The organism is Sphingomonas sp. GC_Shp_5 (assembly GCF_026540855.1).
Lineage (GTDB): Bacteria > Pseudomonadota > Alphaproteobacteria > Sphingomonadales > Sphingomonadaceae > Sphingomonas.
This window is the reverse complement of record NZ_JALNUP010000014.1, coordinates 22,263-36,262: the sequence shown is the minus strand read 5'-3', so window position 1 is coordinate 36,262 and position 14,000 is coordinate 22,263. Positions and strand designations below refer to the sequence as shown.

Below are 14,000 nucleotides of genomic sequence, written 5' to 3'. Positions count from 1 at the left end.
CATGGCCAAGCGGTTCCGTCGCGCCAACCTGCTGGGGCCGTTGCAGTCGGGCAAGGATTGGGTTGGCCTTACCTGCGGGCTGTGGAAGTCGTTCGTCAGCCTCGACGGCGACCTTCAGGATTGGGAGCAGATCCGCACCTACGGGTGGGATAGCGCGGCCGAGTGGTCGGATGGCGCCTACCTGCTCCACTACTACCACTGCTACATGCTGTCCGAGGGGCGCGGCATGTACTTCGCCGAAGGCTCCTACAATGCCGGCGAGAACATCAAGTTCTTCGGCGGCGTGGCAGCGGCCGGCAACTACATCTTCAACAATCCGGGCGCGGCCGAGATCACGCTGTTCGGCACTGCCACCGATTATTCCGGCAAGGGCGTGTGCGTGAACAATGCCGGCCTGATCCGTCTGATCGGCACCCGGCACGAGCAGTACCTGCCGGCCAACGATCCGGTGTGGCACTGCACCACCGGCCGGGTGATCTACGAGGCGTCGTTCGTGCTGTTCGCTGGCTCGGTGGGCAGCGTGCTCCACCCGCAAGCCAAGCTCGACACCTCGTCGGCGTCGATCGAGTTCCACAGTACCCAGATCTACAACATGAGTTCCAAGGCGGGGGTGGCGGCGGTCGGGCCGGGGCGGATGGAGACCTTCGGCTTCATCAACAACGGTAATCCGAACATCGGCCTGGAGCTGCTCACCGAGTCTCGGCAGCAGGATCTGCTCGGCGGTGCCGGGCTGTTCGAGGGGCATCCCAATGGCGAAGTCTACTTCGTCAACCAGCGCGCTGGCAGCGGCGTCATGCTCCAGGGCGGCCTGTTCAACCTGCCCTACACCGGGGGCATGGTCGATCAGTGGAACAGCACTGAGACCAAGCTCAGCATCAGCGCGGATTACAAGTACAGCGGAACGAAGTCGCTGCGCGTCGACAAGAACGGCCACTACGACAACAACGTCCTCAACCAGATCCAGATCATGATCCCGATCCCCACGCGGGGGAATATCCTCGGGCGCATGCAGTTCCTGTTCCCGAACGACATCACCGACCCCGCGTTCACCGAGGCGATCGACCCCGAGACCGGCGGACCCAAGTTCCCCAACGGGGTGCCGATCTACTTCCGCTACTTCTGGGTGCAGCAGATCGGTACCGACGCGCTCGGCCGGCCGATCCTCTCCGATCGTGCGCAGTTCAAGGGAGAGTCTGGCATCCCGGTGCTGTTCAAGGGCAGTCGCGATTGGGTGAAGCGCACCTTCAACTCGCTCTACCAGCCGCCCTCCGACAACGAGGATCAGTCGGACAAGTCGCCGCAGTGGGCGACGCACTGGATGATCGCGATCGACTGCCAGAGCATCCCGCCGATGAGCTTCTACATCGATGGGCTCCAAGCCAACTTCATCGGCTGAGTAGGGTCTCGCCGGGGAATAGCAGCTTCGCGGCTCAGAGGCCGCGAGAGCGTCGGCTCATGCGCCGATCGATCATAACAACCATCAACCCCAGGGAGGGGCAAGTGAACGACCTGATCCTGTACGTGTTCGGGGGTGTCGGAGCGCTGCTCTATGCCTTCCCGATGTTCCTGGCAGCGCGGAAGGCCAAGGATGGCGACGCGCTGCCGATCTTCGTCATGGCCTTGGTGGTAGGCGCCCTCGTCGCCGACCCGCTGGTCGGCGTCATCGGCGCCCATTTTACCTGGATGGTGCGTCCCGACGGCCGTCCTCTCGCCTTCGCGATCGGCCTGCTGGTGAACCCGGTAGCCCAGCCGCTGGTCAAGACGCTCGCCCCGCTCGTGGTCGAGTACATCGCCAACCTGTTCCGGGCTCTCATTGGAGGTGCAAAATGACCATCTCGAACTCCCTCGTCGCAGGGGTCTCGCTGGTGCTGGCAGGCGGCTGCGGGCTCGTCCGCCACTTCCTGCTCGAACCCAAGGTCGCCAACTATCCCCAGGCGCCGCGCTGGCTGCTGACGGTGTTCTTCGGCTTCGCGACCGTGCTGATCTTCCTCGGCAGCCGCTTCCTGCTTGCGTGGTATCTCGGTGAGGCATCCCCACCGGGTGCAACGGCAGCCGGCGCGGCGCTCGGGCTGGCGCTGCTGATCTACAAGGGCTCGTTGCTGGCCAACGTCCTGCACCAGCGGTTGCCGGCTGAAGTGTGGCAAAGGCTCAACCGCATCACGGCGATGGCAAGGTGCGCACCGCGGCGTCGCTGAGAGGGGGGAACACTCCGCCTGTCCGTAGTGACACAGGATCAAGCGGAGTGCCGAGACTGCAGCATCTCAAGACCCGAATAGCATCCAGTGGTTAACAAAGGCTTGGTTGCCCAGCCGTATGGCGCCCCACCTGCCATCCCAGGACCTTAGCGGGGCGCCGAGGCGCGCTATGTGACGGCATCGCCTCGTAAGTCCCCTAGCACTTTGATGCCCGATGTCACGGTAAGGCGCCCCGCCATTCCGTAGTGACACGCTGGCGGGGCGCCGAGGGCGTCCAGCGTCCTGGCTGCCCCCGCGTATCTGCATAATGTCGAACAATGAAGATCGGAAAAACGAGCAGATCGTCGCTGGCAACAGCCATTGGTCTCGACGGTGCCTGATGCGCCCCACGGCGCATGGTCAAAGGTACGCCGTGGGACGACGACCCTTTGTGAGCCGCGGCGCCTCCTAACAATGATCTAGATCAGTGGGCAGAGGGTTTCCTCCCCCCATGCGTCCTCAGTTGAGACCGTTGCGATCCGCCCCACGATGACGGGAAGCACTCCGCTGGCCCTTACACCAGCGGAGTGCCGAGGCAGCATCCCGCAGGTGCCCCTCTGTAGTGGCCGTGACGGCCAACTGATGAACCTCGCAAGAGACGCCACGCCAGCTCGTTGTGAACGGAGGCGGGCGGAGCGCCAGGCCACGCACGGGGGGTGAATGGGCCCGCCCGTCTCAATCCCTCGCACCTCAAGCCGTTCCGGAGAAACATCATGAAGACGATCGATCAGATGATCGACGACCTGGTCGCGCGCGAAGGCGGGTACGTGAACCACCCGGCCGATCACGGCGGCCCTACCTGCTGGGGCATAACTCAGGCCAAGGCCCGTGAGCACGGCTATACCGGGGACATGCGCAACCTGCCCAAGAGCAAGGCACGCGAGATCTACTGGCAGGACTTCATCACCGTTCCCGGGATCGACCTGCTCGCCAAGCGCTCGCCGCGGCTGGCCGCCGAGGCGCTGGACACCGGCGTCAACATGGGCGCGCCCTGGGGCATCATGTTCCTCCAGACGGCGCTGAACGCCCTAAACACGGGTGGTAACGACTGGCCGGACCTGCCGAAGATCGACGGCAGCTACGGCGCACGCACTGACGCTGCCCTCGCGGCCTGCCAGAAGCGCCGCGTGGGCGAACAGTGGGAGGACGTCCTGCTGATGGCCGTGAACGTCCAGCAGGGTGCTCGCTACCTCGACATCATCGCGCGCAGCCCGACGCAGGAGGCATTTGGTTGGGGCTGGCTGCGCAACCGCGTGCTGCTCGCCGCCTGATCTAGGGAGCAATATGCTTTTGCTGGCCGCTCGGACCCGGGCTGCCAGACTTTGGTGCTGTCGACGCAGCCGCCGCAGCGTGCCGCGCCAGCGAACTTTTGCGGTGCTCATAGGCGGTCATCGCCAGCACCAGCGCGAAGATAAGCACCATCACGATGACGCTCAAATAGCCGCCATTGGCTGAAGGGTTGGGACGCAACATGCGCGTTCAACCAACGCTGGCGGCTGGATATCCTTCACCAACGGAGAACACCCATGAAGATCCTCGGCCTCACCATCACCACCAAGGACGTTATCGCCGTGGCGGCCACAGCGCTGACCCGCGCGGTCGCCGCGGTCGCGCAGAAGGGCAATCCGATCGGCGATGCCGCTCTCGCCGCGGTCAATGCGGCGGAGAGCACCGCCCTCACCGGAGCCGAGAAGAAGGATCAGGTGATCGCCGCCATCAAGCCGGTGATCATCGCCGAGGCGGCCAAGGGCGGGCTCAAGGCGATCGTCGATGACGTCGAGCACTTCGCCGGCATGGTCGTCGAAGAGGTCGTCGCCCAGGTCAAGCAGACCTCGCTGCTAACGATCGCGACCGCCCTGCTGAAGATACTGCGCCGGGCGTGATGGGGTGGCTCGGCCGCGCGGCAGGCAAGGACCCGCCGCGCATCCCTGCCGGCGGTCGAGCCTTCGTGTCGCTCGACGGAAAGCGATGGTCGGTCCGCGTGCAGATGCCCGGCGAAGATCCGACGTCCCACTGCCGCAAGATCAGCCCCACCTTTGACCTGCAGACCACGGCCTACGCCTTCCTCGACTGGGTCGAGGGCGGCAGCCAGTTCCACTACCCACAAGGAGACGCCTGATGGCGACGTTCAACAAGTTCCAGGCCTTCGTCGAGGCGTTGGCCGAGAAGCAGCACAACCTCCAGAGCGACACGCTCAAGGTGATGCTGAGCAACACCGCACCAGCGGGCACTAACGCGGTGAAAGCTGACATCACCGAGATCGCGGCGGCCAACGGCTATGTTGCGGGCGGGGCTCAGGCGACGGTCAACGCATCGGCGCAGACCGCCGGCACTTACAAGCTGACGCTGGCAGACACGGTCATCACCGCCGCGGGCGGCCCCATCGGCCCAGCGCGCTACGCGGTGCTCTACAACGCGACGTCCGGCGGCCTGATCGGCTGGTGGGATTACGGCGCCAGCTTCACGCTCGCGAGCGGCGAGACGCTCACCGTCGATTTCGATGACGCCGCTGGCGTCCTCACCCTCGCTTGATCCGGAGACAATAGATGGACCTCACTCCTGAAAACCTGCGCGCGCGCTTCGCCGAGCTGGGCGAGCAGCGCGACGCCATGCTGGTCGCCTCGGGGCCGCTGCGCGAGCAGCGCGACGAGATCGCCCGCGATTCTCAGACCCGCATCGCCGAACTCGACACGCAGATCCGGGCGGCCGAGCTGGGCATGTTCGACCTCGACCAGGAGCGGGCGCTGATTGCGCGCGCGCTGGGCGGGAAAACCGGCGGCGCTGACCAGGTCGAGGCATAAGCGACGTGGCGGCACTGCGCTCCTGGACCCTCAACGATGTGCCGACCAAGCCCTTCGGCTGGGCGGATACGCAGGACGCCGCCACCGTCTCCTATGACGCGAGTTCGCTGCGCCTGGCGTCGTTCGCCTTCAAAGGTTCTGCCGCGGCCAGCTTGGCGCCGCTGACCCCGTACACCGCGGCCACGGCTCCGCTCTATAACCCGACGGGCTTCAACGGCTCGCTTCCGGCGATCACCTTCTCCTCGAGCCGCTTCGATCTCATCGCTAGCGCATCGGCCTTCGGCGTCCCTCAGCCGGCAACGGGCGTGTTCGTCTGGCAGGAGCCGGCGGCGACCCGTTTGGCCTATGAAGTCGTCGTCGATTTCAGCAACAGCAACGGAGCCAATAACCAGACTCTGTTCGGCGTCTATGGCGGCACTACGCCGATCTGGATGATCGCTCCCGGCGCCAGTGTTCAGATTCCACAGCAGGTCAACAACCCGCTCGGCTCGGTCAACGTGCTCGTCATCGAATTCAACGGCGCCAACTCGCGGATCTTCCTCAACGGAGCCATGATAACTCCGGCCAGCAACGTAAATCAGAAGCTCGACTTCGGTAGCACGCTGTTCGGAACGGGCTTCCAGATCGGTGGCAAGAAAGGGGACACGCCAACCGCCTTCAATGGCGCATTCGGTGAGTTCGCGATCATCCCGGCGATCTTCGGGGCTGGCGACACCTGGGATCGCATCACCCAGGGCACGATGTGGAAGTGGGGCCAGCAGGATAAGATCGCCAGCGGCGCCACCTACAAGGCCGCGGCGCCGACCGTCATGGACAGCGGCGGGCCGACGCTCGCGGCAGGAAACGGTGCGATCATCATCACCGGCCGCACCGCGAACCTGCTGCTCGGTCATGCGCTGCCGGCCGCGCGAGGCGCTGTCACCTTCAACGGGCAGGCGGTTCGTGTTGCCGCGTCACGCCGGATCATTTCGGCTCCGGCGGCACTGGCGCTGGTCGGCCAGGACGCTTCCCTGCGGCAGTCGCGCCTCCTGGCTGCACAGGCCGGGGTGCTGGCAATGACGGGCGCTGCGGCGGCGCTCGCCAGGTCGCGACAGCTGACTGCCGACCGAGCCCGGCTCGCGCTCTATGGCCAAGGTGCCAACCTGCTCCACGGGTTCGTTCTGCCGGCGCAGAGCGGAACCTTTGTTGCAGGCGGGCAACCCGCAACACTTCGCACCTCCCACCGGGTCGTCGCTGAGCCTGGTGCCCTCCAATTCGTCGGGCAAAGCGTAACGCTCGCGCGGTCCAACCGCTTGGCGCTGGATGCTGGCGGCGGTTCCCTGCTCTACTCCGGGCAACCAGCGATGCTCCGATTTCGTCGGCGCCTGCTTGCCGGTCCCGGGGCGTTTGCGGCCATGGGACTTGCCGCTGCCCTCGGTCGGCTGCGCAGCCTTACCCTGGGCGCGCGCGCCGGCGTGTTCGCGCTGGTCGGCCCCGATGCACGCCCGCTGCGCTCCCTACTGCTTCAAGCGGGCGGCGGCAGTATCAGCTACGTCGGCCAGGCCCCGACGCTTCGGCTCGGTCACCGGATCAGAGTTCGCCCGACAAGCTTGGTGCTGTCGGTAGGGTCAGCAACCCTGTCGATCAGCGGTGGCGCCGCAATACCGTTACCGCCTCCGGAGCAGATCATTCGCATGCCGCGGCTCCAGCGGCGCATCACCATCCCAGCCAAAGCCCGGCTGGTCACCATCGTGAGGGATAAGAGAATGCTGCTGATCTGGCCCAACATGCGCGTCGGGGCTGCCATGATCCTGGGGGCGGAGTGGGGAGATAGCTTGCTTGCCGGGGACGAAATCACCGATCGATCCGTCGAGTGCCTTAATGGCCTTTGCTCGATCGAGCAGGAAGAGATCGAGGGCACCCTGCACACCGTGAAGGTCCGTGCGGTGGCCGCTGGCCAGGCCACCATCGTGCTGACCGCCAAGACGCGCCTCGGCGAGGATCTCAAGGACGCCGTCCGGATAACGGTTAGCGGCTGAGCACTGAATAGAGGATCATTATATGCCTGCTACGGCTGAACGCGCTGCATTCGTCAGCGAGGAATTTCGCTCCTTCGTGTGGAGCGACCCGAACGTCCAGACGCTCTACGGCAAGGTTGCCCGCGATACCGGCGACACCCCGATCGACACCTATTTCGATGATATGGCCGCGGTACAGATGATGGCGGCAGAGCGCGGTGCCCTGCTTGGGCGGCACGCCCGCGCCTTCCGCACCAAGGTCGACCACCTCGTGGACCTCGACGGCGCATACGCGATGACGGCCGCGCTGCCCGGCACCCAGATCGTCGACGACGAGCTCGTGGCCAACATGCCGGCCGCGATCGTCAGCATCGAGGCGTACGACACAGGCGCCGAGCAGACCACGCTCGCCAGCTGGGGCGTGCTCTGATGGCCGACAAGCCATTCATGGTGCTCCCGGCGCAGCTTACAGGCATCACCAGTGGGAACGCCCGCCCCGCGGCGCCCGGAAGCAATCTCGGCGAGTTCCTGTACCGCGGCATGGTGTGGCAATCAGCAGGCAATGGTGCGCTGTGGGTCAAGGGCGCGCTGACCACCGCCCAGCTGGTCAGCTATGTCGGCATGCTGGGCGCGCTCGCCTTGCCCGGCACGACCATTCGGGTGCGCCTGGGCACCACCTCGGCTCAGGTCGACGGCACCGCCCCGTACGACAGCGGCGTGCTGCCCTTCATCTCGCCAGCGGTGACGCGGACGGATGGCGTCTACCACTCCCACCTCGAACTCTCGGCTGCGATCACGGCGAGCTGGTGGCGCATCGACATCAGCGGCCATACTGGCGACTTTCAAGCGTCGATGCTGGTGATGGGGGCCAAGATCCAGGTCGCCAAATACTACGAGTCCACGTGGAAGACGGGCACGCGGGATCTGGGCTCGATCACCTTCGCGCGAAACGGGGTGCCCGGCATCGCGGCGGGAGCCAAGCTCCGCGCGCTGGATTACACGCTGGGCTGGGTCACCGAGGCAGAGGCCGAAACGATGCTGGCGCCGCTCGACGACATCACCGGGCGCACGGTGCCGTTCCTGACGTGCTTTGACCCTGCACCGACCATCTATCGGCAGCGACGGACGTTCTTCGGCTGGAACGAGGAGGCGCCGTCGATAGGCAAGGTCGCGTACAACCAGTTCGAGCGGAACTATCAGCTGCTGTCGCTCTTCTGAGGATCAGCCGATTGCGTTAAGTGAATTCATTCGGTGAATAGGTGAACCGGGCGGGGCGACGGCCTCGCCCGGTTTTTCGTTGTCCGACGCTGCCGGGGCTTGAGCGGGTTCAGAGTGAACGTCTGACTCTGGTGGATTGGCGACAGTCTCCTTTCAGGTGCTTGTCGCGAAAAGCGGACATATCATAAGCGCATACCTGTGGCGCCAAGCCGTTGAGGCTGAACACCTATCCATCTGCAATTAGCAGATTAGTAAGCCCGATCTGTTACGTCCAGACCACATGAGAGAGTGGATGGCTATGGCAACACGCGCGGCAAGGTTGTGGGCTCAGTTGATCCGTCACCGTTTCAAGCTGGTTGACGGCTCCCTCGTGCTTGTACTGACATGCCTCGCGGCGTTCTACTGCTTCGAGGTGGACGTTTTTGCGTCAGATGAGTCCTCCACGGCAGTGAAAATGATCACGCTCGAAGAGGTGATGATCGTTGCAGCGATCTTCTGCGCAGGCCTTACCATCTTTGCCTTACGACGGTTGAAGGAGGCGCGGCGTGAGACCCTGCGACGTATAGCAGCTGAACGTGAAGCCAGAAGTATGGCGCTGCATGATGCGCTTACCGGCCTGCCGAACCGCCGAAACTTCGATGAGGCGCTGCAGGTTGCTATCGCATCTCCTCCACGGTCGGGCGGCAGTCACGTGCTGCTGCTCATGGATCTCAACGGGTTCAAGCGGGTCAACGATCTCTACGGCCATCAAGCAGGCGACGAAGTACTCGTCCAAGTCGGTGGCCGTCTTGCTCGCGCGGTGCGCGACGGTGATCTGGTGGCACGGCTAGGAGGCGATGAATTTGCCGTGCTCGCGATGCACACTGCAGGCGTGGAGTCCGCAACAGGGTTGGCTGGCCGCATCATCGACGCCCTGGCGCAGCCAATTTCTACTGGCGAAGGTCAGCATGATGTCGGCGTCGCTATTGGCATCGCGTTAATCCCCAGCGACGGGGACACCGCGGATGCTCTTCTGCGCAAAGCTGACGTCGCATTGTACCGGGCTAAGGAAGAGAAAAAGCACAAGCTATCGGCTATGCGGTTTTTCGAGGTGGCAATGGACGCTCAGGCCGAAGAGCGCGACCAGCTTGAACGAGAGCTGCGGCAAGCCATCGCCGAGGGCAATATCAAGCCGTTCTACCAGCCTCTGGTTGCGCTGGACGGCAGCGGGATAGTCGGCTTCGAGGCGCTGGCGAGGTGGACATCGCCGCAGCTCGGAGACGTTCCTCCAGAGCGGTTCATCGCCGTTGCGGAAGATGCCGGGTTGATACGCGACCTAACTGTTCTCCTGCTTAAGCAGGCTTGTGCAACGGCAGTGACTTGGCCGGCGAATGTCACCCTTTCGTTCAACGTCTCGGGCGCCGCCCTCCAGGATCCTCTCTTCGGCCTGGGGATCATGCAGATACTCACCGAGACCGGGCTTCAGGCACATCGCCTGGAGCTTGAGATTACGGAGAGCGCGCTGGTCCGGGATCTTGAAGCTGCACGAACAGCGTTGGACATCGTCCGCGGTGTCGGCGTTCGCATAGCACTTGATGATTTCGGCACCGGCTACTCCAGCCTTTATCATCTCCGCGCCTTCAAGCCTGACAAGATCAAGATCGACCGTAGCTTTGTCGATGGCATGGAGCATGACGCTGACAGTGCCGCGATCGTGAATGCGCTGATAGGCCTTGGCTCAGGCCTCGGCGCCAAGATCACAGCCGAAGGTGTGGAGAACCAACAGCAACTCGCCCTTCTCGAAGCGCAAGGGTGTGACCAAGGCCAAGGATACCTTTTCAGCAAGGCCGTGGATGCCGGGCAGGCATTCGCAATGCTCGAACAATCCGCGACCGCCGCGCATCAAGCGGCAGGCTGATGCACGGTCTGGGATAAGATGATAAATCGCGGTGACAAGATGACCAAGAAGAGACTTATTGGCGCGCTCGCCGCTGTCGTGATCGTCCTGGCCAGTGCCGCGCTTGGCATTTGGATGACGCGCGACGGGATTGTCGCACGTGCAGATAGGGATGCAGACGCAGTTGCTTCAGAAGCAGAAGCTGTGCCTCAGGATCTGGTTCGCCAAAACGAGCCGATATACTATCAGTTTGATCCACCGATCATCGTCAACCTAAAAACAGGTGGTGGTATTTTGCAGGCCGGCATTTCAGCCAGCACACATTATGCCGCGGTAAACCAGTCTCTTAAAGATGATGATCCGGCATTGCGTTCCGTCATCCTTACGGCGCTGTCAGACGCCGATCCCGATACTGCTACAACCGACGCGGGCAAGGCCCAGCTCCTTGCCAGCGTGAAGAACGCCATCAACCAGCAGCTACGGCGCGACGGCTACAAGGGCATGGTTGAGGCCGCATATTTCAGCAGCTTTATCATCCAAACTGATCAGGTTGATGATGGCGTCTGAACGTCCGCAATGGGCAACGCCAATCGCATCCGGGAATGACGAAATTTGGGCGATAGCTGCCGTAGCGCTGCTACCCCACGTGACGCACAACGTCCCAGCCAGCCTGCTTGGCGAATGCCTTGGCGACGACGGTCCAGCCGAAGAACGCCATTACCTGCTCTTGCGCTTGAAGCTCCACAGCTAAGCGCGTCGTGTCGTCAACGAACTCGTCAAATTCGCCTGTCACGCCCTCGATTACGAGGACATCGCGGAGCTCAGCCTCTCCGGATCGACTGGAGCACCCGACCTTCTCCGCAATCCAAGCCCCACCCTCGGTTTCCCAGAGCCGCAACTCAGTCCACCTATCCTTGGACTTGTCCTTAGACTGGGTCGTGTATTCGTGAGACATCTTGCCTTTGAAATGAACGTCGGGGGCATTGTTTACCCGAAGGCGCTGCTTCGAGTTCAAACCGTTCTCAAGGATTTCTTCGAGCATCGCGTCAGCCTCGGGGCTCGGAATCATGATGCGTTTCAAGTCCTAGACCTTTCCTATTGCCACGATACGGGCATGCCGCAGCTGGCCAGGCTCTGTCCACTCCATCGCCTCTATCTGGACTGCCATTCCCACGGTGAGGGTGCCCGCCTGCTGTTCGGTTAGCCCGATCCGCACCACCTTGCCCGCGATCGTCACCCGCGCGGTGCGCTTACCGGCCACAACCTCGGCAATCTCGCCGGAGAGGGTGATCTCGCGTTTGACCTTGAGCCAGGCTGTAGACCGGGCCCGACGATAGAGGCTGTCGCGACGCTTGAGCATCAACCCCTCCCCGCCCCGCGCCCAGATCTCGCCGGCCAGCTGCTCGACGTCGGCCGCGGTGCTGATCGGCCGTGCCTCGATGCGCCGCAGATGCGTAGGGCTCCAGCCCTCAAGCGCGCGGCCGATCCAATGCCGGCGTGTGGCCAGCGGCTCCGCTGAGCTATCCTCCCGCCAGTCGCCAAGCGGCAGCGCGTCGAAGAGGTGGAACGTGCCCGTGGTCGCTGGCGCTTTGCCCTGGATCGCCGACAGGGTGGGCAGGAACCCGCCCGGCGTCTGAAACTCCCCGTCGATCACCACCCGTTCGCCGAACCGGCGCTCCAGCCGCGCGAGCTCGGCCGTGACGTGCGGCACCTCCAGCGGCACGCCCTCCCGGCTCCAGAGCCCGCCTTCCATGTAGATCGCCCGCACGCCGTCGACCTTTTCCTCCGCGTCCCATTGCCCCGATAGGGGGGCACCGCCCCACACACCGGCCAGCATCGCCATTTCCACGGGACGGGGGGTGAAGCGCGGGTCGCGCGGCGCGAGCACCGGCGGCACGAAGGGGATGACGTCGCCCATTACGCTGCCCTCGGCTTTGCGGTGCCCATCAGGCCGGCAACATTGAATGTCGGGCGCCAGCCCGCGCCCTCTGCCCTGCCCCGCCAGGTGGCGACCTCCCGCTCGAGCTTGACCAGGCGGCCGTGCGCCTCATCAAGCGCGGGCATGGTCACCGCCTCGGCCGCGTTCGCGCGGGCTGTCGCGGCGGCGAGCTGCTGGGCCATATCGACGGCGTCGAATTCCAGCCTCTCGACCTTGGCGCGCGCGGCGTCCCGTTCGGCGTTGGATGCGCCCAGCGCGTCGACGGCACCGCGATAGGCCCCGTTTGCCGCCTGCAGCGCCCGGCGGTCGAGATCGGCGCGTGCCCGCATCTCGCCACGCATGCGCCATGCCCGCACGATCGCCCGGCGTTCGGCATCGGAGCGCTGGTCGGGCGCAACGGCATCACCATTCCCACGGTCGGGGGCCGCGGTCATTTCCACGGCAGGGGGCGCGGCCTGGAGCGTATAGAGCAGCAGCTGGTCGACGGCAGCCTCGAGGGTCGCAATGCGCGCGACCAAGGCGGCGACATCGACCGGGGCGGGATCAGCCTCAAGCACCGGCGCAACCGGATCCGAATTCGTCGACGTTTCGTCAACCGGCGCGGCCTCGATGACGGCGGCGGGCTCGGCGGGGACGGCTGCTACCGATTCGCCGGCGCGGGCCGCGTCGCAATATGCCTGCATCTCGGCAGCCGTCATCCGCAGCGCGTGGCGCGGGTCGAGCGGGAAACGAGGCTTTGACGCGCGCGACTTGCGGCCCTTGGTCAAGCCGGTGGCGGCAAGCACCTGGTCAGCGCTTAGCGAGATCCCGCCGCGCTTGGCATTGGTGACGGACTGCGAGCGGATGACGTTGCCCGCTTCGTCGAGCGTTTCCATGGTGACGACCTGCGAGGCGCCATAGCCCGGCATGGCCAGCAGCAGCGCGGCGCCGCGGCCGATGTCGCTCCAGATCCCATCAAGGCGATAGATAGCCCGCTCTGGCAGGTCGATTCCGCGGCGCCCAGCCAGCCACTGGAGATAATTGCGAGCGGGATCATCGGCCTGCGGCGCGGGATCGTTCGGATTGATGGGGTGCGATCGCGTCATGGTGGGGGTGTCCTATTGGTCGGCTCATCAGGCGCGGGGCGACCGGCTCCGCGCGACGCGCGCCCAGCTCGCGGCCGGACGGGCGTTTCGCCTGTCAGTTGGTTGCGGCTAAGGCGGTGGCCAGCTCGCGCTCGCGGGTGGGGCGCTCAAGTTCCCACCAGATCCCGACATCCCCATAGAAACGCACGTCAAAATAGTCGGTCATGCTGTCGCTATTGTCGCGGTTGTATGAACGATGGATTGCCTCGAGCGCATCTTTCGCCGCCTTCCACTCGGGCGAGTAGCGTTCCCTATGGAAGGGGCTCCATGGCCCGTTCCGCGTCTCATGCTCGTGGTGAAGGGCAGCGGGGTTGTGGAACGCGAACCCGTTCGGTGCTGCGGTCACGCGAACGTCGATCGCTGTATGGTGCGCCACCCGCACGGATACCTTGAGCCCTACAGCCAACGTGCCGGCTACCTGCGCGGCCTTGATGTCGGCCCGCATGCGCTTGGCCACTTCCGTTAGCGGCAGGTTGCGGGTTGCTTCATACTTGCTGCCCCGGCTTTCATTGGCGGGGTCGCAATAGGCAGGCATGTAGCGGCTAGCCCGCTCGCGCTCTTCGTTCGCATCCGCGACGTTGGCCATCGCCTCCGCCATGATGCGGCCCGCCAGCCCAGCGCCTGCCCTCTCTGCCCTGTCGTGCAGCTCGGTCCGGCGATCGTTGGCCCGCTTCGCAGCTGCAGCCTGCTGCGCGTCTACAGCGGCGGCGACCCGGCGGGCCTGTAAGATCGCAGCGAAGTTGATGACGTCACCCATGGTGGTTGCTCCTAGTCCTATTGCCTTGGCTCATCAGCGACGGGGCAGGCTGTC

At 64.5% G+C, this 14,000-nt stretch carries 18 protein-coding genes and 1 other RNA gene; 13 read left to right on the top strand and 6 right to left on the bottom strand.

The window, feature by feature from the left end:
- Position 1: 1 nt before the first annotated feature.
- From OXR60_RS12285 to OXR60_RS12270, 4 genes are all read left to right on the top strand, one after another.
- Positions 2–1,396, top strand: coding sequence for a hypothetical protein (locus OXR60_RS12285; RefSeq protein WP_267396202.1), 1,395 nt, complete (start codon positions 2–4; stop codon positions 1,394–1,396).
- A 104-nt stretch (positions 1,397–1,500) separates the two neighbouring features.
- Positions 1,501–1,830, top strand: coding sequence for a hypothetical protein (locus OXR60_RS12280; protein WP_267396201.1), 330 nt, complete (start codon positions 1,501–1,503; stop codon positions 1,828–1,830).
- Positions 1,827–2,195: a hypothetical protein gene (locus OXR60_RS12275; RefSeq protein WP_267396200.1), complete on the top strand. Its 369-nt coding sequence runs from the start codon at positions 1,827–1,829 to the stop codon at positions 2,193–2,195. Before OXR60_RS12280 ends, OXR60_RS12275 begins: the two co-directional genes overlap by 4 nt.
- A 752-nt stretch (positions 2,196–2,947) precedes the next feature.
- Complete coding sequence (locus OXR60_RS12270; RefSeq protein WP_267396199.1) at positions 2,948–3,505, top strand: N-acetylmuramidase; 558 nt, start codon at positions 2,948–2,950, stop codon at positions 3,503–3,505.
- A 1-nt stretch (position 3,506) separates the two neighbouring features.
- Here the strand turns inward: OXR60_RS12270 and OXR60_RS12265 are convergent, their stop codons facing one another.
- Positions 3,507–3,707, bottom strand: a complete 201-nt coding sequence (locus tag OXR60_RS12265; protein ID WP_267396198.1) for a hypothetical protein — start codon at positions 3,705–3,707, stop codon at positions 3,507–3,509.
- A 53-nt stretch (positions 3,708–3,760) separates the two neighbouring features.
- On the opposite strand from OXR60_RS12265, the gene OXR60_RS12260 reads away from it, so the two are divergent.
- The 9 genes from OXR60_RS12260 to OXR60_RS12220 all read left to right on the top strand — a co-directional run bounded on the left by OXR60_RS12260 (position 3,761) and on the right by OXR60_RS12220 (position 10,693).
- Positions 3,761–4,117: a hypothetical protein gene (locus tag OXR60_RS12260; RefSeq protein ID WP_267396197.1), complete on the top strand. Its 357-nt coding sequence runs from the start codon at positions 3,761–3,763 to the stop codon at positions 4,115–4,117.
- Complete coding sequence (locus tag OXR60_RS12255; protein WP_267396196.1) at positions 4,114–4,353, top strand: hypothetical protein; 240 nt, start codon at positions 4,114–4,116, stop codon at positions 4,351–4,353. Before OXR60_RS12260 ends, OXR60_RS12255 begins: the two co-directional genes overlap by 4 nt.
- Positions 4,353–4,766 carry a hypothetical protein gene (locus OXR60_RS12250; RefSeq protein WP_267396195.1) on the top strand — a complete coding sequence of 138 codons (414 nt, stop codon included), beginning with the start codon at positions 4,353–4,355 and terminating at the stop codon, positions 4,764–4,766. Before OXR60_RS12255 ends, OXR60_RS12250 begins: the two co-directional genes overlap by 1 nt.
- Before the next feature lie 14 nt (positions 4,767–4,780).
- Positions 4,781–5,035 (top strand): hypothetical protein, encoded by a 255-nt coding sequence (locus OXR60_RS12245; protein WP_267396194.1) that lies wholly within the window; start codon positions 4,781–4,783, stop codon positions 5,033–5,035.
- 5 nt (positions 5,036–5,040) lie between these two features.
- Positions 5,041–7,053, top strand: a complete 2,013-nt coding sequence (locus OXR60_RS12240) for a hypothetical protein (RefSeq protein ID WP_267396193.1) — start codon at positions 5,041–5,043, stop codon at positions 7,051–7,053.
- Positions 7,054–7,075: 22 nt separating this feature from the next.
- Positions 7,076–7,462 carry a hypothetical protein gene (locus tag OXR60_RS12235; protein ID WP_267396192.1) on the top strand — a complete coding sequence of 129 codons (387 nt, stop codon included), beginning with the start codon at positions 7,076–7,078 and terminating at the stop codon, positions 7,460–7,462.
- Positions 7,462–8,250 carry a hypothetical protein gene (locus tag OXR60_RS12230; RefSeq protein WP_267396191.1) on the top strand — a complete coding sequence of 263 codons (789 nt, stop codon included), beginning with the start codon at positions 7,462–7,464 and terminating at the stop codon, positions 8,248–8,250. The genes OXR60_RS12235 and OXR60_RS12230 overlap by 1 nt, the downstream gene beginning before the upstream one ends.
- A gap of 298 nt (positions 8,251–8,548) precedes the next feature.
- Positions 8,549–10,147, top strand: coding sequence for an EAL domain-containing protein (locus OXR60_RS12225; protein ID WP_267396190.1), 1,599 nt, complete (start codon positions 8,549–8,551; stop codon positions 10,145–10,147).
- Between the two features lie 39 nt (positions 10,148–10,186).
- Positions 10,187–10,693, top strand: a complete 507-nt coding sequence (locus tag OXR60_RS12220) for a flagellar basal body-associated FliL family protein (protein ID WP_267396189.1) — start codon at positions 10,187–10,189, stop codon at positions 10,691–10,693.
- Positions 10,694–10,763: 70 nt separating this feature from the next.
- Here the strand turns inward: OXR60_RS12220 and OXR60_RS12215 are convergent, their stop codons facing one another.
- The 5 genes from OXR60_RS12215 to OXR60_RS12195 all read right to left on the bottom strand — a co-directional run bounded on the left by OXR60_RS12215 (position 10,764) and on the right by OXR60_RS12195 (position 13,946).
- Positions 10,764–11,207: a hypothetical protein gene (locus OXR60_RS12215; RefSeq protein WP_267396188.1), complete on the bottom strand. Its 444-nt coding sequence runs from the start codon at positions 11,205–11,207 to the stop codon at positions 10,764–10,766.
- 3 nt (positions 11,208–11,210) lie between these two features.
- Positions 11,211–12,044 (bottom strand): hypothetical protein, encoded by an 834-nt coding sequence (locus OXR60_RS12210; protein WP_267396187.1) that lies wholly within the window; start codon positions 12,042–12,044, stop codon positions 11,211–11,213.
- Positions 12,044–13,150: a hypothetical protein gene (locus tag OXR60_RS12205; RefSeq protein WP_267396186.1), complete on the bottom strand. Its 1,107-nt coding sequence runs from the start codon at positions 13,148–13,150 to the stop codon at positions 12,044–12,046. Before OXR60_RS12205 ends, OXR60_RS12210 begins: the two co-directional genes overlap by 1 nt.
- Positions 13,151–13,164: 14 nt before the next feature.
- Positions 13,165–13,243, bottom strand: an RNA gene (locus tag OXR60_RS12200) — hammerhead ribozyme type II.
- A 1-nt stretch (position 13,244) separates the two neighbouring features.
- Positions 13,245–13,946, bottom strand: a complete 702-nt coding sequence (locus OXR60_RS12195; protein WP_267396185.1) for a hypothetical protein — start codon at positions 13,944–13,946, stop codon at positions 13,245–13,247.
- Positions 13,947–14,000: the final 54 nt, after the last annotated feature.

Excerpts from the sequence above, each read along its gene's own strand:
- OXR60_RS12285 (WP_267396202.1), top strand. The coding sequence starts at position 2 with ATGGCCAAGCGGTTCCGTCGCGCCAACCTGCTGGGGCCGTTGCAGTCG.
- OXR60_RS12275 (WP_267396200.1), top strand. The coding sequence starts at position 1,827 with ATGACCATCTCGAACTCCCTCGTCGCAGGGGTCTCGCTGGTGCTGGCA.
- OXR60_RS12270 (WP_267396199.1), top strand. The coding sequence starts at position 2,948 with ATGAAGACGATCGATCAGATGATCGACGACCTGGTCGCGCGCGAAGGC.
- OXR60_RS12265 (WP_267396198.1), bottom strand. The coding sequence starts at position 3,707 with ATGTTGCGTCCCAACCCTTCAGCCAATGGCGGCTATTTGAGCGTCATC.
- OXR60_RS12260 (WP_267396197.1), top strand. The coding sequence starts at position 3,761 with ATGAAGATCCTCGGCCTCACCATCACCACCAAGGACGTTATCGCCGTG.
- OXR60_RS12250 (WP_267396195.1), top strand. The coding sequence starts at position 4,353 with ATGGCGACGTTCAACAAGTTCCAGGCCTTCGTCGAGGCGTTGGCCGAG.
- OXR60_RS12245 (WP_267396194.1), top strand. The coding sequence starts at position 4,781 with ATGGACCTCACTCCTGAAAACCTGCGCGCGCGCTTCGCCGAGCTGGGC.
- OXR60_RS12235 (WP_267396192.1), top strand. The coding sequence starts at position 7,076 with ATGCCTGCTACGGCTGAACGCGCTGCATTCGTCAGCGAGGAATTTCGC.
- OXR60_RS12230 (WP_267396191.1), top strand. The coding sequence starts at position 7,462 with ATGGCCGACAAGCCATTCATGGTGCTCCCGGCGCAGCTTACAGGCATC.
- OXR60_RS12225 (WP_267396190.1), top strand. The coding sequence starts at position 8,549 with ATGGCAACACGCGCGGCAAGGTTGTGGGCTCAGTTGATCCGTCACCGT.
- OXR60_RS12220 (WP_267396189.1), top strand. The coding sequence starts at position 10,187 with ATGACCAAGAAGAGACTTATTGGCGCGCTCGCCGCTGTCGTGATCGTC.
- OXR60_RS12210 (WP_267396187.1), bottom strand. The coding sequence starts at position 12,044 with ATGGGCGACGTCATCCCCTTCGTGCCGCCGGTGCTCGCGCCGCGCGAC.
- OXR60_RS12205 (WP_267396186.1), bottom strand. The coding sequence starts at position 13,150 with ATGACGCGATCGCACCCCATCAATCCGAACGATCCCGCGCCGCAGGCC.
- OXR60_RS12195 (WP_267396185.1), bottom strand. The coding sequence starts at position 13,946 with ATGGGTGACGTCATCAACTTCGCTGCGATCTTACAGGCCCGCCGGGTC.